Here is a 16,635-nt window from a genome sequence, read left to right on the forward strand (position 1 = left end):
CTCACGCGCCGATCGCCAGACCGCTCAGCGTCTGGTTATTATGGGCGGCGCGGAATTGCTCGCCATAGGTGTTGAAGCCCACGACGTGGCGCGCGGCATAAAGCTGGGAAACCTCGCGCGTGATCTGGCGATTGTCGGCGTCCACCCGGTTCAAAACGCAATCGAAACCGATCACATGGTCGATCTCGCCCACGCGGGTTTCCACCTCGGAAAACAGGCGTTCGAGATGGGCCAGCCGGTCCACCCTTTCGCCCACGCGCAGCACGATGCCATTGTCGATGGCGCAGTAAAAGGTCAGGCTGCCGTCAGGATTGGCGCTCTGCACCGCGCGGATGTGATATTCGCCCCCGGCGCGCACCATGGGCGGATTGGCGGCAAAGAAAGCCGCATCGATCTCGCCGCCCACCAATCCGGCGATCCTTGCATATTCCTGCGCGGCGGGGCGGGCGTTGATCTCGAACACCACGCGCGCCTGCGCATCGGCGGAGGTGACGACCATCCGCTCCTCACGCGGGCGATAGTGGTGCGAGCAAAAGGCATGCAGGGGCCGCGTGCTGGACAGCATCGCCACCACGGCGGCATCCTTGACGAATCGCCCGTCGACCAGCACGCCGGTTTCGCGAAACACCATGCCGTCGCCCGACGATCCGCCCACCATCACCGTCTCGCCCAGCGCGTCCTGCACCGTCATCGTCACCAGTTCCTCGCGGTGCGAGAGGCCATCGACCAGAAAGATCGCCGCATGGTGCAATTGTTCGCCCAGCCGCCGCGCCGAGGCCGCCGCCTGCGCCGCCAGTTCGCGCACCGCGCGCCGCCCCTCTGCCACGTCGAACCCGTCCAGATCGTCGAAATGCAGCACGCTCATGGCAAAGCCGTCGGCGGGAAAGCCGATGAAAACCAGACTGTCCTCGTCATAGCCGCGCTGGGTCAGTTCGCCCGCGCTGGTGCAGCCGATCAGAGGAAAGTCGCCCAGCCGCCGGGCCAGTTCGCCCGCCAGTTCATCGCGGTCATAGCGATGCGAGCAGAACAGCAGGCCCCCCGCCAGCGCCATCCCGCCGATCGCGCGCACCACCTCGTCCACGGCGGTCACCGGGTCGCTTGCATGAGATGATACCACAGCCAAAGCCGAACGCGCCATATGCGCCATTACCCTCTCCAACCCCCGGATGCCTGTTGCCGACATTCTCGATTGCCTCACCTTAGCCGGACTCCCCCTCAGGGCCAAGGGGGAGCGATGCGCTCGATATAGGACTTAAGGATAATAAGGATAAGATTCCGCCCGGCAAAGACGCGCGAAATTGACACTTGGCAAAGACGCAGGCACCCCTGATGCGCAAAAGGCCCCGCACAAGGCCGACAGGAGGCAGAACGGGTGGTAAAGGCGCGTTACGTCATAGGCTTGGGGCTGGTGCTGGCGGCAGGCGGCGCGGGCGTCTGGGTCTGGCGCGACCGGCCCTTGGTCGTGCAGGTGGCGCAGGCCCAGCTCGGCCCGGCCTCGCAACAGGTCTATGCCACCGGCTATGTCGAAGCCCAGCAGCCGGTATCCGTCTCCTCGCGCATCACCGCCCCTGTGGCGCGGGTGCTGGTGGATGAAGGCGCGGCGGTCAAACGCGGTCAGGCGCTGGTGCTGCTTGCCGATGATGAACAGCATGGCCTGCTCGATCAGGCCCGCGCCCAGCAGCGCGCCGCCGAGGTGATCGAGCGGCGCAACCTGGCCCTGTTCCGCGACGGGTGGGTGACGGCGGCCGCGCGCGACAATGCCACCACCGCCGCCGATGCCGCCCGCGCGGCCAGCGCGACCGCCCGCGCCCGGCTCGACCAACTGGTGGTGCGCGCCAATTCCGACGGCATCGTGACCAAGCGCGATGTCTATCCCGGCGATCTGGCAACGCCCACCAAGGTCTTGTTTCAACTGGGCGATCCATCGCGCATCCGCATCACCGCCACGGTGGACGAGCGCGACATCACCCGCGTGGCGGTGGGGCAAAAGGCGTTGATGTCCTCCGACGCGCTCTCCGGCGCGATTCCGGCGCATGTTTCCGAGGTGACACCGGGCGGCGACCCCACCGTGCGCGCTTTTCGCGTGCGCCTGCTGCCCGATACCGCCAAACCGCTGCCGATGGGGCTGACGCTGGAGGTCAATATCATCACCAGCGAGCGCAAGGCCGCCGTGCTGGTGCCGGCATCCGCGCTGGTGGGCGATGGGCGGCATGTCTGGGTGGTGGCGCAGGGCCGCGCGGCATCGCGCGCGATCACCAAGGGCGCCGACGGCACCAGCAAAGTCGAGATCACCAGCGGATTGCGCAGCGGTGAAACGGTCATCCTCAACCCGCCCGCTGATCTGGCGGAGGGGCAGCGCCTGCGTCCGGCGCAGCCCTGATGCTGGCGCGCTTTTCCCTGCTGGTCCATATTGCCTCGCGCCATCTGATCGTGCGGCGGCGGCAAACGCTGGTGGCCACCAGCGGGGTGGCGGTGGGGGTGGGGTTCTTTCTGGCCGTGTCCGCGCTGATGGTGGGCAGCCAGAATGATTTCGTGCGGCAATTGATCGATGTCGCGCCCCATATCATCATCTCCGACGAATTGCGCAGCCCCCCGCCCCAGCCGGGAATCGCGGCCTATCCGGGCGGCGCGGTCGAGCTGCACGGCTATCGCATCCGCAACGAGGTGCGCGGATTAAAGGACTGGCAGCGGATTCTGGCCAGCGTCAATGCCATCCCCGGCGCGATCGGTTCGCCCAGCCTGTCGGGCGCGGTCACGCTGCGGCTGGGCGGGCGCGACGAGCCGCTGGCGATTGTCGGCATCGAGCCGGGGCTGGAGGCCAAGGTCAGCTCGATCAGCGACAAGCTGCGCAGCGGCCGTCTGGACGATCTGGAACGGGTGCAGGGCGGCGTGATCCTTGGCGAGGAACTGGCGCAAAGGCTGGGGCGCGGCATGGGCGACATCGTGCCCGCCACCGCCGCCAACGGCACCACACGGTCGCTGCGCATCGTCGCGCTGGTCAAGAAGGGCAACAGTCAGCTTGGCGGGTCGAACGGCTATATGCTGCTGCGCGAGGCGCAGAGCCTGTTGGGGCGGCCCTTCATCATCAACCGGATCGGGGTGAAGCTGGCCGATCCCTATGACGCCGAAACGGTCGCGGCGGGGCTGGAGGCGCGCTATCGCTATAAGGCCCAAAGCTGGCAGGAACGCAGCGCCGATTTCCTGTCCTTGCTGCTGACGCGCAATGTCATCATGTACACGGTGGTTTCGGCCATCCTGCTGGTGGCCTCTTTCGGCATCTATACCGCCGTGTCGAACAGCGTGGCCGACAAGCGGCGCGACATTGCCATCCTGCGCTCGATGGGCTTTTCGCAGGGCGATCTCCAGATGGTCTTTGTGCTGGAGGGCATGGCGCTGGCGGTGATCGGCATTCTGCTGGGCTGGGCGCTGGGCTTTGGCCTGATGACCATTCTGGGCAGCCTTGAATTTCCCATCGGGGGCGAGATCCAGCACATGCCGCTCGACCGTTCGCCGCGCCAATATGCGATTGCGGCGGCGGCCTCGCTGGCCGCGGGCGTGCTGGCGGCGTGGCTGCCCGCGCGCAAGGCATCGCGGGTCGATCCGGTCGATATTCTGCGCGGAGCCGTCTGATGGTCGAGCCGATCCTTGTGGCCCGCCATCTGCGGCGCGAACTGGACGGCGATCCGCCGCCGGTGCTGGTCGATGATGCCGATCTGGCGGTAATGCCGGGGCGCTTTACCGCGATTGTCGGGCCATCGGGCTGCGGCAAATCCTCGCTGCTCTATCTCCTCGGCCTGATCGACCGGCCCACGGGGGGTCAATTGCTGTTTGACGGGCGCGATCTGGCGCAAATGTCGGGCGATGAACGCGCCGCGATCCGGCTCGAGCATTTCGGCTTTGTGTTTCAGTTCCATTTCCTGCTCCCCGAATTTACGGCTCTTGAAAATGTCATGCTGCCGCTGCGCCGCCTTGGGCGCCTGTCCCCGCGCGAGGTTGAGGCGCGGGCGAAGAGCCTGCTGGCCGATGTGGGCCTCGCGGAAAAGGGCTGGAAATTGCCCGAAAAACTTTCGGGCGGCGAAAGACAGCGCGTGGCCATCGCCCGCGCGCTGGCCAACAATCCGCGCCTTGTGCTGGGCGATGAGCCGACCGGCAATCTCGACAGCGTCAATTCGGCCCGCGTGGTCGAACTGTTCCGCGCGCTGGCCCATGAACAGGGGCGCGCGGTGGTCTGCGTAACCCATGACATGGGGATTGCCGATCTGGCCGACATTCGCGTTTCCATGCTGGACGGGCGCGTGATCGAGGTGAGGGAACAAAACCCGCCTTCGTGAAATATGGAAGAAATATCCGGGCAAACCGTCCGGCCTACCGCCCTGGAAAGCCCTGCCCCGCAGGCTTGCTCAGGAGATGCCCCATGCTGCGCTGGTTGCGCCACCTCTATGGTCGGATGGAAAGTGCGATCCTTGATCATGGCCTGTATCGGCCGGGTCGGCTGTTGCTGGTCATGGTCGGCATTCTGGCGGTGCGGGGGCTGGGCGACGATATATTTGCGGCCTTCAGCGGCGACCGGGATTCGATGTTCTTTCCCGCCAATGACCGCTATGCCGATTTCATCAAGGTGGCGCTGTCCTACAGCCATATTTTCACCGAAACGCTGGCCGACAAGGCCTATCTGAACCACTGGCCCCATATTTTCCGGCTCTATCTGCTGGACAATCCCTATGACCTGTCGGCCCATAACCTCGCCCTGCCCGACGATCAGGCCGATGTGACCAACCTCCACCTGCCGCCCTTTGCCAGCGTGCTTTATTTGTCCTGCGCCCATCTGATCGCGGCCACCAATCCGCTGGTGGCGATGGCGGTGTTCTGGGGGGCCTATCTGATCGGCGGGTGGGGCGTGGCGCGGATGGCGAGGGCGCATTTCGGGGTGTCGCGCGAATGCGGCAGGTTCATCCTGTTTGCGGCGCTCGCCTGCTATCCGGTGCTCTGGATGCTCTCGCGCGGCAATCTGGCGGGGGGCTATTCGGGGCTGCTGACGCTGGGCTGGCTGGCAACGGCCGTGTCGGGACGCAATCGGTGGGCGGGCTGGGTGATGCTGGCGCTTTCGGTCAATCTGCGGCCCGAACCGGCGCTGCTGGTCCTGATCGAGCTGCTGGGCACGGGCTCGCTCTGGGCGCGGTTTTGCCGCATGGCGATTCCGGGCGCGTTAAGCGTGGCGCTGGCCGCGATCGCCTTTCCCATCGCCCATGCGCTTTATCCGCTCTACACGCCGGACAATGTGCGGCGGGGTCTGCGGATCTATCATTACCGCTATATTGTCTCGGACATGGGCGATGAATGGAACGCCTCGCTGTTTCTGTGGGCGAAGGGCGTGCTGATGCTGATGGATGTGCGCCCGCGCTATAACGAAACACTGGCGCAGGCGCTGGAACTGGGCGGCAGCGCGGCGCTCTTGCTGGCGATCTGGGGCGCGTGGGCGCGGCGGATTACCCTGCCGGTGCTGGTGTTTCTGCTGACGGCGCTGCCCGCGATGTTCGTGCCGGTCTATTCCTATTATCACATCGTGGCCTTTGTGGCGGTCCTCGTGCTGCTGGTGGCCGATCTGGAGCGCAATCCCCCCCGCCCCGGCGACCGGCGCCTGCCGCTGCTGATCGTCACGGTGCTGGTGATGTCGCCGCTTGGCGGGCGTTATTCCAACGGCCTGCTCGACAGCCTGCTGATGCTGGGCGGCACGCTATATGGGCTGGCGCCGCTGGCGCGCGATGCGTTCCGGGCCTTGGGGGCCTCGCCTATTTCAGCCCCAGCTTCCTGATCGCGCGCCAGCCCAGCGCCTTGGCCTTGTTCCGGGCGGGCCAGCGGCCGGGGCGGCGCGGGTTCAGCCCCAGACCGCGCAGCACACCGTTGAAGGCATGGGCGGCGGCCTCGTCATAGGACCATTGCGAGCGCCAGGTGATCGAGAGCGAGACGGACACCTCCGGCCCGTTCTTCACGAAATGCGGCGCCATCACCGGCACCATCAGGCCCTGCCCAGGCGCCAGCGCGAAATCGCGCCCCCCCGGCAAAAGGTCATCGCTCCATTTCAGTTCACGCCCGCCGCCGGTGTGATAGATCTCATGCACGCGCGCCGGGCTATAGGCCTCCTCGGCGGCGGGGAACTGGGTCATCACCTTGCTGCCCCGGATTTGCATCAGGATATTGTGTTCCGGGTCAAAGTGATAGGGCGTGACGGCATTGGGCGAGGAGACAAAGACAAAGCCCTGCGGATGATAGACCTTGCCGGTCTTGCAGGTAATCGCGCCCTCCAGCTCACCGATCACATCGAGCAGCAGCGCGCGATAGGCCTCGTCCTCCTCCAGATGCTTGATTGCCACCCAACAGCCCGCGCTGTCGATCTGGCGCACCGCATCGGCGGCGCTGATCGAGGGCACGGGGGGCTTGCCGCTGATGCCGATCGGCTGTTTGGCATAGGCATATTCGACATTTTTGGCCGGAAGCCGCTCGATCAGCCGGGCCAGCGACTCCAGTTCCATCAACGGATGGCCGCAAAGATTATGCTCCATCACATGCGGCACTTCGGGATAATTGGCGGCAAAAGTTTCGAAGGCACGCGGCGGCAAAAAAGACATCGGCCATGATTCCCCTGAATTTGCGCCCCGGTTTAGGCGCAGAATGCCAAGGAATGGCTAACGCTTACCCCAGCGCGGCCTCGGGCGCCATGGCGGCATAGCCCAGCGCCTCGGCCACGGCGGCATGGGTGATATGCCCATCCCACACATTCAGCCCTTGGCGCAGATGGAGATCGCGGCGCAGCGCCTCGCGCCAGCCCAGATTGGCCATCGCCAGCGTATGGGGCAGCGTGGCATTGTTGAGCGCATAGGTGCTGGTGCGCGCCACGGCGCCGGGCATATTGGCCACGGCATAATGGACGATGCCATCGACGATATAGGTCGGGTCGGCATGGGTGGTGGCATGGCTGGTTTCAAAACAGCCGCCCTGATCGATGGCCACATCGACCAGCACCGCGCCCGGCTGCATGGTGGAGAGCATCGCGCGCGTCACCAGGTTGGGCGCCGCCGCGCCGGGGATCAGCACCGCCCCGATCACCAGATCCGCCCCAGCCACGGCGGCGGCCAGATTGGCGCGGCTGGAATAGAGCGTTTTGGCCCGCGCGCCGAAATGGGTCGAGAGCCGCTCCAGCACCGAGGGGCTGCGGTCAAGGACCGTCACATCGGCGCAAAGGCCCACCGCCATTTCCGCCGCGTTGAACCCCACCACGCCGCCGCCGAGCACCACCACCCGCGCGGGCGCCACCCCCGGCACCCCGCCCAGCAAAACCCCGCGCCCGCCATGGGCCTTTTCCAGCGCCGTGGCCCCGGCCTGTATCGCCATCCGCCCGGCCACCTGTGACATGGGCTTGAGCAAGGGCAGTCCGCCCTGCGCGTCCGTTACAGTTTCATAGGCGATGCACACCGCGCGCGATTGGATCAGATCGGCTGTCTGGGCCGGATCGGGGGCCAGATGGAGATAGGTGAAGAGCACCTGCCCCTCGCGCAGCATGGCCCGCTCGACCGCCTGCGGCTCCTTGACCTTGACCACCATATCGGCGCGGGCGAATATTTCGGCGGGGGTGGCGATAATCTGCGCGCCCGCCGCGGCGTAATCGGCATCACTGGCGCCAATACCAAGGCCCGCGCCCGCCTCGACCAGCACCGTATGGCCATGGGCGGTCAGCTCGTAAACGCTCTCCGGCGTCAGGCCAACGCGGTATTCGTGGTTCTTGATCTCTTTGACAGTGCCGACGATCATGGGCGGACTCCTTGGTGGCTCCGCTGAGATAGGAAGGAGAAGGAGAAATGCGAGGGTCTAGACCCTCGCGCTCCCGTTACTGTCTGCGTTGTGCGATGAGTTCGGCGTTGCATGTCGGACGCGGCGTTTGAATTATTAAAGCCTGCGGCGCTTTTTGCGCTACCTCTCGGCGCCGCAGGCTTTCAATCCATAGCCCAAGACGCCAAGATCTCGGCCCAAACTCCCAGTAACGGGATTGCAAAGGGCCCCCGCCCTTTGCCCGCCGGAGGCATAAAACCCACAAACCTTACCCCACCCCCTCCAGCCACTCCGCAATCATCGCCCGCCCGGCCGCCACCGCCCCCGGCCCCAGTTCGGCATGGGCCGCGCGCAGTTCCGCCTCGGTGCCGCCCGCCTCGACCACGCTTTCGGGCGATTGCGCGATCCAAGCGTCAAAGCGCGGGTCCATGCCCATTTCGGCATGGAATTGCAGCGCGAGGATGTTGCGCCCCCGGCGAAAGGCCTGATGGTCATAGACATGGCTGGCGGCCAGCATTTCGACGCCTTCGGGGCGAGTGAACGTATCGCCATGCCAGTGCAGCACCGGCACGCCCTCGATATGACGCAGCGGGCTGTCCTTGGCGTGGACGTGGACGGGGTGGAAGCCCACTTCCTTGCGCGGGCCGGGATAGACCTCGGCCCCCAGCGCCGCCGCCATCATCTGCGCGCCAAAGCATACGCCCAGCGTTGGCCGATCCGCCTCCAGCCGCATGGCAAGGCGGCGCATCTGGCAGCGGATCCACGGGTGCTGTTCCTGTTCATAGACGCCCATCGGGCCGCCCATCATGATCAGCAGGTCAGGCTCGCGCAGGTCGAGCGAGGAGAAGGCGGGATCGGCCACATCGATGCGGTCCACATCATATCCCGCCGCCTCGATCGGGGCGCGGTATCCCGCCACGCCCTCATGGGGGACGTGGCGGATGATCAGGGCTTTCTTCATTTTCGCCTTAGGGTTCGGGCAGGAAATCCGGCACCGAGAGATAGCGCTCGCCGGTGTCATAGTTGAAGCCGAGGACGCGGCTGCCCGCGGGCAGTTCCTTGAGCTTCTGGGCGATGGCGGCCAGCGTGGCGCCGCTGGAAATGCCGACCAGCAGCCCTTCCTCGCGGGCCGAGCGGCGCGCCCATTCCTTGGCATCGGCCGGGTCCACCTGGATTACGCCGTCGATGGACGCAGTGTGCAGGTTGGCCGGGATGAAGCCGGCGCCGATGCCCTGAATCGGGTGGGGCGCGGGCTGGCCGCCGCTGATGACGGGCGAAAGGGTGGGTTCGACCGCATAGGCCTTCAGCCCCGGCCAGACGGGTTTCAGCGCTTCGGCAACGCCGGTCAGATGGCCCCCGGTGCCCACCCCGGTGATCACCGCATCAATCGGCGTATCGGCAAAATCGGCCAGGATTTCCTGCGCCGTGGTGCGGGCGTGAACGGCGGGGTTGGCGGCATTTTCGAACTGCTGCGGGATCCATGCGCCGGGGATTTCGGCGGCCAGTTCCTTGGCGCGCTCGATCGCGCCCTTCATGCCCTTTTCGCGCGGGGTCAGGTCGAACGAGGCGCCATAGGCCAGCATCAGGCGGCGGCGCTCGATGCTCATGCTTTCGGGCATGACCAGGATCAGCTTGTAGCCCTTGACCGCCGCGACCAGCGCTAGGCCGATGCCGGTGTTGCCGCTGGTCGGCTCGATGATCGTGCCGCCGGGCGCCAGCGTGCCGTCGGCCTCGGCCGCCTCGATCATGGCCAGCGCGATGCGGTCCTTGATCGAACCGCCGGGGTTGCCGCGCTCGCTCTTTACCCAGACCTCGTGATCGGGGAACAGGCGCGAAAGGCGCACATGGGGCGTTCCGCCAATGGTTGCGAGAATCGAATCGGCCTTCATCTCTCTTGCCTTTCCTCTTGTTGGCGCCGCTCCGCCGCGCCGGATCTTCTGGCGGTCAAGCCATGGACCGGTTCTGATTAATCCTCAATGACAACTGTTCCAGTTGAGTTTTCTTGTCCGCGCACAAATCGCGCTTTACCCCTCTGGATGAACCGGCTCCCACGTCCTATCTTGGGCCTTCCTATCCCCTTCCCCCAATCAGGAATTATCCCCGCATGGATTATCGCCCGCTTGGCACCACCGGCCTGTCGGTCAGCGCCGTCTGCCTTGGCACCATGACCTTCGGCTCGCAGAATACCGAGGCCGAGGCCCATGCCCAGATCGAGGTCGCGCTCGACCATGGCATCAATTTCATCGACACCGCCGAAATGTATCCCGTCACCCCGGTGCGCCCCGAAACCTTTGGCCGGACCGAGGAGATGATCGGCACATGGATCGCCCGATCGGGCCGCCGCGACAAAATCGTACTGGCCAGCAAGGTGTCCGGCCCCGCGCGCCATTTCCCGCTGCGCGGCGGCAACAACAGCCTTGACCGGCGCAATATCGAACTGGCCATTGATGAGAGCTTGCGGCGGCTGCAGACCGATTATCTCGATCTCTACCAACTCCACTGGCCCGACCGGGGCGTGCCGATGTTCGGCGGGCGCGGGCTGCAATCGCTGAATGACCGCGCCGATGCCGCGCCGCTGGAGGAAAGCATTTCCGCGCTGGTGGATCTGGCCAAGGCGGGCAAGATCCGCGCCTTTGGCGTGTCAAATGAAACGCCATGGGGCCTGTCCGAGGCGCTGCGGCTGCACCGCGACAAGGGCCTGCCGCGCGTGGCATCGATCCAGAACGCCTATAATCTGCTCAACCGCGTGTTCGAGATGGGCCTGTCCGAATTTGCCCTGCGCGAGGGCGTTGGCCTCTTGGCCTATTCGCCGCTGGCCGCCGGGCATCTTTCGGGCAAATATCTGGGCGGGGTGGTGCCGCCGGGTTCGCGCGTTGATGTGGCCAAACAGTTCACCCGCTATTTCACCGTCAACCAGCAGCAGGCCGCCGCGCGCTATATCGCCGTGGCGCATGCCTTTGGCCTGTCGCCCGAACAACTGGCGCTGGGCTTTGTTTACAGCCGCCCCTTTGTCACCAGCTCGATCATCGGGGCCACCAGCGTTGCGCAGCTCAAAACCGACATCGCCGCCAGCCTTACCCCCCTGCCGGAGGAAGCGCTGACGGCGATTGATGAGGTGTATAACCTCTATCCGGACCCCTGTCCGTGATGTAGGCCCTTAATAGGAAATATCGTAAGCCGGGGGCGGCGGAGGCACGAAATGGCCGCCGTGATAGACCCACCAGGTCAAGCCCCCGGCCAGCACCAGCGCAATCGCCAGACGCCACAGCGGCGCGCCCTTGGGCTGGGCCACGGGTTCGTCATAGGTCTTGTTGCCCGTCACCATCGGGGGCACCAGCCGCTCCTTCTTGGCCACGGCGTAATAGATGATCGCGCCCAGATGGATCACCACCATCAGCACGATCAGGTTGAACCCGATCTCGTGCAATTCGGTCAGCGTCTCGGCCAGATCGGACCCCACCCAATAATTGAGCGGCCCGGAATAGGTGGCGTCAGTATCGGTGGCAAACAGGCCCAGCGTGACCTGCGCCGCCATCAGCCCCAGCAGGCCCAGCACCGAGAGCGCGCCCAGCGGATTATGGCCGACCACCGGACCGCCATTGCCCGCCCGCCCGCTGCGCAGATAGGCCCGGATCGCGCCCGGCCCTTTCACGAAACTGGTGAAACGCGCAGATTCGCTGCCCAGAAAGCCCCAGAGAATGCGGAAACCCACGATAAAGACCAGCGCCAGCCCCAGCTTGATATGCAGGTCCATCTTGCCAGCTTTATACGTGGCCCACATCGCGGGCACGAGCAGCACCACGCTCCAGTGAAACAGGCGCACCGGCAGATCCCAGAGCCGGATGGTGCGCGACTTGTTCTGATCCATGACGGACCCCCCAATAAGAAGGGCGCCCGACCTTGGCCGGACGCCCCGAAATTGCAAAACACAGACCCGCGATCAGTCCTTGTTCTTGAACTTTTCGTGGCAACCCTTGCAGGTGCCGCCCAGCGCGCCCATCGCCTTGCCGGCGGCGGCCAGATCGCCCGAATCAGCGGCGGTCTTGAAACCCTTGGCGGCGGCCGAGAAGTTGGCAGCGGCCTTCTTGAAGCCCGCCTGATCGGTCCAGATGTCGGCCTTGGCGGCGGTCTTCACGCCGGCTTCCGCGCCGGTGCCCTTGGGGAACCAGGTGCCCAGCTTGTCGGCATAACCGGCAATGGTGGCGGCGCTGGCCTTGATGACGGCGGCGTCGGGGTTGCCGGACTTGAACGAATCGCCCGCGCCCTTCATCGCCTTGCCCATTTCCTTGAGCGACTTCTGGCGCGCCTCAATGGTCTGGGCGGGCGATGCCGCCTGCGCCGCAACCGCCACGCCCAGCGCGAGCGCACCAATCATCATCGAAATCTTGCGCATAAATTCTCCCGATCTCATTCGGGCACAGCGCAAAAGCCGCCCCCGACCAGCCTTAGGGGTCGCTTTTGGCCATGGTAAAGTCAAGTCTCGGAATGTCGTCAAATGTATTCAAAAATGCGATGATCACTTGAGTTTCACCCCCGGTATGTCATCGGGCAAGGGGATGAATTCATCATCGCCCGGCACCGGGCCAAAGCGGCCCTCGCGCCAGTCCTGCTTGGCCTGTTCGATGCGATCGGCGCGGCTGGAGACGAAATTCCAGTAAACATAGCGTTTTTCGGCAAAGGGCTCGCCCCCGATCAGGAAGATGCGGGCGCCGTTCGCGCTGGCGATCACCACCTCGGTGCCGGGCTTGAAGATGATGAGCTGGCTGGTGGTGAAACTGCCTTCCTGCCCCTCGACCACGACCTCGCCGTTCACGACATAGGCGGCGCGCTCGACATGATCAGCGGCAAGGCGATAGCGCCCGCCCGGCGAGAGGACCAGATCGCCGCACAGCACATCGGAATAGGTTTTGACCGGCGAGACCAACCCGTCGATCTGCCCGGCGATCACCGAGAGATGGAAACCCTTGTCGCCATCGCGCGGCATGCCGCCCGCGCCATAGTGGAAGAATTCCGGCGCGGTTTCCTCATATTGCGTGGGCAGTGCCAGCCATGTCTGAAGCCCGAACAGCCCGCCCTGCTGGCCGCGCAGCCCTTCCGGGGTGCGCTCGGAATGGACGATGCCCTGCCCCGCGGTCATCCAATTGACCGCGCCCGGTTCGATCACCTGCTCGCTGCCCAGCGAGTCCTTGTGCATGATCGCCCCGTCCAAGAGATAGGTCAGCGTGGCAAGGCCGATATGCGGATGGGGCCGCACGTCCAGCGCCTGATCCGGCGTGAAGGCCACCGGCCCCATCTGATCAAGGAAAATGAAAGGCCCCACCATCCGCCGCCCCGCATTGGGCAAAGCGCGGCGGACATTGAAGCCGTCGCCCAGATCGCGCAGGGGCGGCACGATCATCATCTCGACGGGGCTGTTGGCGGCAAAATCAGTCATGGGACCTCTCCTTCTTTCCGGGCGCTTTACGCGGTTTCGACCAGCACGATTTCGGCATCATCCAAAGCGGTGATACGCAGGTTTTCCTCCTCGGCAATGGCCACGCCATCGCGGGGCTGGGCGGCGATGCCATTGACCTCGATCCGGCCCTTGGCCGACACCAGATAGCCCTTGCGCTGGGCGCCGAGCGGATAGTCCACGCTCTCGCCCGCGCGGATCGTCGCGCCCAGAACACGCCCTTCGGTGCGGATCGGCAAGGCGTCGGTATCATCGCCATAACCGCTGGCCAGCACGACCATCTGCCCGGCGCGTTCGCCGCGCGGGAATTGCTTGGCGCCCCAGCTTGGCGCGCCGCCGCGCGTGGTGGGCTGGATCCAGATCTGGAACAGGGTGGTGACTTCGTCCTCAAGGTTATATTCGGCGTGCGTAATGCCCTCGCCCGCGCTCATCACCTGAACGTCGCCCGCCGCGGTGCGGCCGGTGTTGCCCAGGCTGTCCTTATGCGTGATCGCCCCGGTGCGGACATAGGTGATGATTTCCATGTCGCGATGCGGATGCGGCGGAAAGCCCGACTTGGGGGCGATCGTGTCATCATTCCACACACGCAGGGGCCCCCACTGCATACGGGCCGGGTTGTAATAATCGGCAAAGGAAAAGTGGTGATTGGCGTCCAGCCAGCCATGGTTGGCATGACCCAGACCAGCAAAGGGGCGAAGTTCGATCATCGGCTTTCTCCAGTGCGCCGCTGTATGGATACGCGGCTGTTGGGGCCAAGATAGGGATTGCGCCGTGCAAAGAAATGGCAATGATGGAAAAGCATCGGTGAAAGGATTTTACCATTGAGCTTGCCCGATCTTGAGGCATGGGCGATCTTTGCCAAGGTGGTCGAGCATGGCTCTTTTGCCGGGGCGGCGCAGGCGCTGGGCCTGTCGAAACCCACCGTGTCCAAGGCGATGACGCGGCTGGAAATGCGATTGGGCGTGCCGCTGATGCATCGCACATCGCGGCGGTTGGCCTTAACCGAGAGCGGCAAGGGCGTGCTGGACCGCGCGCGCCGCATCCTTGCCGATGGCGAGGCCGCCGAGGCCGAGGCCAGCGCGCAAGGGCTCACCCCGCGCGGGACGGTGCGCCTTGCCGTGCCGATGAGCTTTGGCCTGCGCCATGTCGCCCCCATCCTGCCGGAATTTATGGCGGCATTTCCACAGGTCCATGTCGATCTCGACCTTTCCGATGCGCTGGTCGATGTGGTGGGGGGCGGGCATGATGTGGTGCTGCGCATCGCGGGGCTGGAGGATTCCTCGCTGCGCGCCCGCCGCCTTTGCAAGGTCCGCCGCCCGCTAGTGGCCAGCCCCGGCTTTCTGGAGGCCCATGGCGCGCCCGCCCACCCGCGCGATCTGGCCGCCCTGCCCGCGCTACTCTATTCCAACCTTGCCGCGCCGGGGGTCTGGCGGTTTTCGCATGTTTCGCAGGGAGACTATATCGTCACCGTCGAAGGGTGCCTCTCGGCCAACAATGCCGATGCTCTCACCCCCGCGCTGCTGGCGGACAAGGGCATGGCGCTGCAACCTGATTTCATGGTCTGGGAGCATCTCTCCACCGGGGCTTTGGTCGAGGTTCTGCCCGAATGGCGCATCCCCGACATTGCGCTGCATCTGGTCACGCCGCCGGGGACATTGCGGCCCGCGCGGGTGGTGGCGTTGATCGAGTTTCTGGCCCGGAGGTTGGCGGGGGCAGAGTGGGCCAGGGATTGAAAAGGTCTAGATGCGAGGGTCTAGACCCTCGCGCTCCCATGACTGTCTGCGTTGCCCCATAGGTTCGGCGTTGGGTGTAGGACGCGACGTTTTTGGGATGCCCTCTCCGTGCCGCAGGCTTTGATAATATTGCCTGCGGCGCGGCTATCTCAATTCAAGACCCCAAAACGGGATTGCAAAGGGCCCCCACCCTTTGCCCGCCGGAGGCATAAATCCCTAACTCTCCGCCAACCCAAACGGCGCCGCCCCCCGCCGATAATCCTCGGCCATCACCTCGCGCCCGATGGGGGGCAAGGCCCGCCCCGCGCAATCCGGGCGATGGCACAAACGACACGACACCCCGATAGGCGCAGCCTCGACGCGGCGCGGATCGGCCCCTTCGGCATAGATCAGGCGAGGCGCATGTTCGGCGGCGCAGGCAAGGGCGACCGCGCGCAGGATGCGAGGCTGGCGGTATCCGCCGCCGCCCGATTCGACGGTGCGGGCGATGGAGAAGAAGCGCTGACCATCGGGCAGTTCGAGCCATTGCGTGTGGACCCGCCCCGGCGCGGCAAAGCAATCGTGGACATTCCAGAGCGGGCATCCGCCCCCGTGCGAGGCAAAGGGGAAGCCCGCCCCGTCGAGCCGCTTGGAAATATTGCCCGCCGCATCGAGGCGCAGGAAGAAGAAGGGCACTTTTTCCGCGCCCGGCTTGTGCAGGGTTGTCATACGGTGGGCGGTCTGTTCGAAACTGGTGCCGAACAGGCGGGCGACGGCCTCGATGTCATAGCGCCGATCTTCGACCGCGCGGGCAAAGGCGTCATAGGGCATCAGGATCGCGGCGGCGACATAGCCGGCCAGCGCGCGGCGGACGAGGTTCGAGGTGGTCTGGCTGACAAAGCCGCCCTCGCGGGTGATGGCGTTGATGTCGCCCCGGCATTCCTGATAGGCCACTTGCAGCGCCGCCTGAAACCGCGCCGTGTTGGCCGAGAGCGTATCGACCAACAGCAATTGCTGATTATGCCGGTCAAAGCGGCGGATCGCGCCCATCATCACATGATCGGGCAGGCTGCGGGTGCGGATGCCGTGGCGCTGGGCAAGGTACGCTTTGGGATCGCCCGCTTCGGCCACGAGGGCGGCGATGCCCTCGGCGCGTGCATCGAGCGAGGGGAACCAGTTTCGGCGCGAGGAGATGAAGCGCCGCGCCTCGGCCACCGGGTCGGGGGTTTGCGATCCCCCGCCCGCCGAGAGGTCGGCCAGCGCGGCCTGTTCGCGCGTATAGGCCCCGTGGAGCCGCAGCAATGCCTCGGAAATGCCGGGGAAGGAGGTGGCAAGATCCGCCACTTCCAGCGCGGGCAGGTCAATGTCGGCAAAGATCGGATCGCGCAGCACATCCTGCAACCGCCGCCCGTAATCGGCGCCTTCATCCCCGCCTAGATCGTCGAGGTCGAGGCGGTAAGCCCGCGCAAGGCGCAGCACCAGATCGGCGGTAAAGGGCCGCTGGTTGCGTTCGAGCAGGGCGACATAGGAGGGCGAGATCTCCAGATCCGCCGCCATCGCCTGCTGCGTCAGGCCCAATTCGCGGCGCAGGCGTTTGAGTCGGGGGCCCATATACAAGGGCTTGGGTCCGGACATGGGGGCATCCTC

Annotated in this window: 16 protein-coding genes; 6 read left to right on the top strand and 10 right to left on the bottom strand. The window is 65.3% G+C overall.

What is annotated here, in order from left to right:
• Position 1: 1 nt before the first annotated feature.
• Positions 2 to 1,138 (bottom strand): FIST N-terminal domain-containing protein, encoded by a 1,137-nt coding sequence (locus PQ457_RS13945; RefSeq protein ID WP_405029889.1) that lies wholly within the window; start codon positions 1,136 to 1,138, stop codon positions 2 to 4.
• A 234-nt stretch (positions 1,139 to 1,372) separates the two neighbouring features.
• On the opposite strand from PQ457_RS13945, the gene PQ457_RS13950 reads away from it, so the two are divergent.
• The 4 genes from PQ457_RS13950 to PQ457_RS13965 all read left to right on the top strand — a co-directional run bounded on the left by PQ457_RS13950 (position 1,373) and on the right by PQ457_RS13965 (position 5,812).
• Positions 1,373 to 2,380 carry an efflux RND transporter periplasmic adaptor subunit gene (locus tag PQ457_RS13950; RefSeq protein WP_273617406.1) on the top strand — a complete coding sequence of 336 codons (1,008 nt, stop codon included), beginning with the start codon at positions 1,373 to 1,375 and terminating at the stop codon, positions 2,378 to 2,380.
• Positions 2,380 to 3,630, top strand: a complete 1,251-nt coding sequence (locus tag PQ457_RS13955; RefSeq protein ID WP_273617407.1) for an ABC transporter permease — start codon at positions 2,380 to 2,382, stop codon at positions 3,628 to 3,630. Before PQ457_RS13950 ends, PQ457_RS13955 begins: the two co-directional genes overlap by 1 nt.
• Positions 3,630 to 4,331: an ABC transporter ATP-binding protein gene (locus PQ457_RS13960; protein WP_273617408.1), complete on the top strand. Its 702-nt coding sequence runs from the start codon at positions 3,630 to 3,632 to the stop codon at positions 4,329 to 4,331. Before PQ457_RS13955 ends, PQ457_RS13960 begins: the two co-directional genes overlap by 1 nt.
• A gap of 83 nt (positions 4,332 to 4,414) precedes the next feature.
• Positions 4,415 to 5,812 (top strand): hypothetical protein, encoded by a 1,398-nt coding sequence (locus PQ457_RS13965; protein ID WP_273617409.1) that lies wholly within the window; start codon positions 4,415 to 4,417, stop codon positions 5,810 to 5,812.
• On the opposite strand, the gene PQ457_RS13970 is transcribed toward PQ457_RS13965, so the two are convergent.
• From PQ457_RS13970 to cysK, 4 genes are all read right to left on the bottom strand, one after another.
• Entirely contained in the window at positions 5,790 to 6,626 is an 837-nt protein-coding gene (locus PQ457_RS13970) for a cupin domain-containing protein (RefSeq protein ID WP_273617410.1), read from the bottom strand. The two genes, PQ457_RS13965 and PQ457_RS13970, sit on opposite strands and share 23 nt — an antisense overlap.
• Before the next feature lie 64 nt (positions 6,627 to 6,690).
• Positions 6,691 to 7,806 (bottom strand): alanine dehydrogenase, encoded by a 1,116-nt coding sequence (gene ald, locus PQ457_RS13975; protein ID WP_273617411.1) that lies wholly within the window; start codon positions 7,804 to 7,806, stop codon positions 6,691 to 6,693.
• Positions 7,807 to 8,092: 286 nt separating this feature from the next.
• A complete protein-coding gene (locus PQ457_RS13980; RefSeq protein ID WP_273617412.1) occupies positions 8,093 to 8,785 on the bottom strand; it encodes a glutamine amidotransferase in 693 nt (230 codons plus the stop codon).
• 7 nt (positions 8,786 to 8,792) lie between these two features.
• Complete coding sequence (gene cysK / locus PQ457_RS13985; protein ID WP_273617413.1) at positions 8,793 to 9,713, bottom strand: cysteine synthase A; 921 nt, start codon at positions 9,711 to 9,713, stop codon at positions 8,793 to 8,795.
• A gap of 215 nt (positions 9,714 to 9,928) precedes the next feature.
• Between cysK and PQ457_RS13990 the strand changes: the two genes are divergently transcribed.
• Positions 9,929 to 10,972 (top strand): aldo/keto reductase, encoded by a 1,044-nt coding sequence (locus PQ457_RS13990; protein WP_273617414.1) that lies wholly within the window; start codon positions 9,929 to 9,931, stop codon positions 10,970 to 10,972.
• 9 nt (positions 10,973 to 10,981) lie between these two features.
• Here PQ457_RS13990 and PQ457_RS13995 read toward each other — a convergent pair whose 3' ends face one another.
• The 4 genes from PQ457_RS13995 to PQ457_RS14010 all read right to left on the bottom strand — a co-directional run bounded on the left by PQ457_RS13995 (position 10,982) and on the right by PQ457_RS14010 (position 13,983).
• On the bottom strand, positions 10,982 to 11,692 hold the full coding sequence (locus PQ457_RS13995) for a cytochrome b/b6 domain-containing protein (protein WP_273617415.1): 711 nt from the start codon (positions 11,690 to 11,692) through the stop codon (positions 10,982 to 10,984).
• A gap of 72 nt (positions 11,693 to 11,764) precedes the next feature.
• On the bottom strand, positions 11,765 to 12,217 hold the full coding sequence (locus tag PQ457_RS14000) for a c-type cytochrome (RefSeq protein ID WP_273617416.1): 453 nt from the start codon (positions 12,215 to 12,217) through the stop codon (positions 11,765 to 11,767).
• A 123-nt stretch (positions 12,218 to 12,340) separates the two neighbouring features.
• Positions 12,341 to 13,258 (bottom strand): pirin family protein, encoded by a 918-nt coding sequence (locus PQ457_RS14005; RefSeq protein ID WP_273617417.1) that lies wholly within the window; start codon positions 13,256 to 13,258, stop codon positions 12,341 to 12,343.
• Positions 13,259 to 13,284: 26 nt separating this feature from the next.
• A complete protein-coding gene (locus tag PQ457_RS14010) occupies positions 13,285 to 13,983 on the bottom strand; it encodes a pirin family protein (protein WP_273617418.1) in 699 nt (232 codons plus the stop codon).
• A gap of 114 nt (positions 13,984 to 14,097) precedes the next feature.
• Between PQ457_RS14010 and PQ457_RS14015 the strand changes: the two genes are divergently transcribed.
• Complete coding sequence (locus tag PQ457_RS14015; RefSeq protein WP_273617419.1) at positions 14,098 to 15,009, top strand: LysR family transcriptional regulator; 912 nt, start codon at positions 14,098 to 14,100, stop codon at positions 15,007 to 15,009.
• A gap of 216 nt (positions 15,010 to 15,225) precedes the next feature.
• Here the strand turns inward: PQ457_RS14015 and PQ457_RS14020 are convergent, their stop codons facing one another.
• Entirely contained in the window at positions 15,226 to 16,623 is a 1,398-nt protein-coding gene (locus PQ457_RS14020; protein ID WP_273617420.1) for a helix-turn-helix domain-containing protein, read from the bottom strand.
• Positions 16,624 to 16,635: the final 12 nt, after the last annotated feature.

Origin of the sequence: Novosphingobium humi, assembly GCF_028607105.1 — a bacterium.
In the GTDB taxonomy this organism is placed as follows: Bacteria; Pseudomonadota; Alphaproteobacteria; order Sphingomonadales; family Sphingomonadaceae; genus Novosphingobium; species Novosphingobium humi.

Bases quoted from the DNA above. Each gene is read 5' to 3' on its own strand.
- PQ457_RS14000 (WP_273617416.1), bottom strand. From the start codon at position 12,217: ATGCGCAAGATTTCGATGATGATTGGTGCGCTCGCGCTGGGCGTGGCG.
- PQ457_RS14005 (WP_273617417.1), bottom strand. From the start codon at position 13,258: ATGACTGATTTTGCCGCCAACAGCCCCGTCGAGATGATGATCGTGCCG.
- PQ457_RS14010 (WP_273617418.1), bottom strand. From the start codon at position 13,983: ATGATCGAACTTCGCCCCTTTGCTGGTCTGGGTCATGCCAACCATGGC.
- ald (WP_273617411.1), bottom strand. From the start codon at position 7,806: ATGATCGTCGGCACTGTCAAAGAGATCAAGAACCACGAATACCGCGTT.
- PQ457_RS13980 (WP_273617412.1), bottom strand. From the start codon at position 8,785: ATGAAGAAAGCCCTGATCATCCGCCACGTCCCCCATGAGGGCGTGGCG.
- PQ457_RS13945 (WP_405029889.1), bottom strand. From the start codon at position 1,138: ATGGCGCGTTCGGCTTTGGCTGTGGTATCATCTCATGCAAGCGACCCG.
- PQ457_RS13970 (WP_273617410.1), bottom strand. From the start codon at position 6,626: ATGTCTTTTTTGCCGCCGCGTGCCTTCGAAACTTTTGCCGCCAATTAT.
- cysK (WP_273617413.1), bottom strand. From the start codon at position 9,713: ATGAAGGCCGATTCGATTCTCGCAACCATTGGCGGAACGCCCCATGTG.
- PQ457_RS13960 (WP_273617408.1), top strand. From the start codon at position 3,630: ATGGTCGAGCCGATCCTTGTGGCCCGCCATCTGCGGCGCGAACTGGAC.
- PQ457_RS13990 (WP_273617414.1), top strand. From the start codon at position 9,929: ATGGATTATCGCCCGCTTGGCACCACCGGCCTGTCGGTCAGCGCCGTC.
- PQ457_RS14020 (WP_273617420.1), bottom strand. From the start codon at position 16,623: ATGTCCGGACCCAAGCCCTTGTATATGGGCCCCCGACTCAAACGCCTG.
- PQ457_RS13965 (WP_273617409.1), top strand. From the start codon at position 4,415: ATGCTGCGCTGGTTGCGCCACCTCTATGGTCGGATGGAAAGTGCGATC.
- PQ457_RS13955 (WP_273617407.1), top strand. From the start codon at position 2,380: ATGCTGGCGCGCTTTTCCCTGCTGGTCCATATTGCCTCGCGCCATCTG.
- PQ457_RS13995 (WP_273617415.1), bottom strand. From the start codon at position 11,692: ATGGATCAGAACAAGTCGCGCACCATCCGGCTCTGGGATCTGCCGGTG.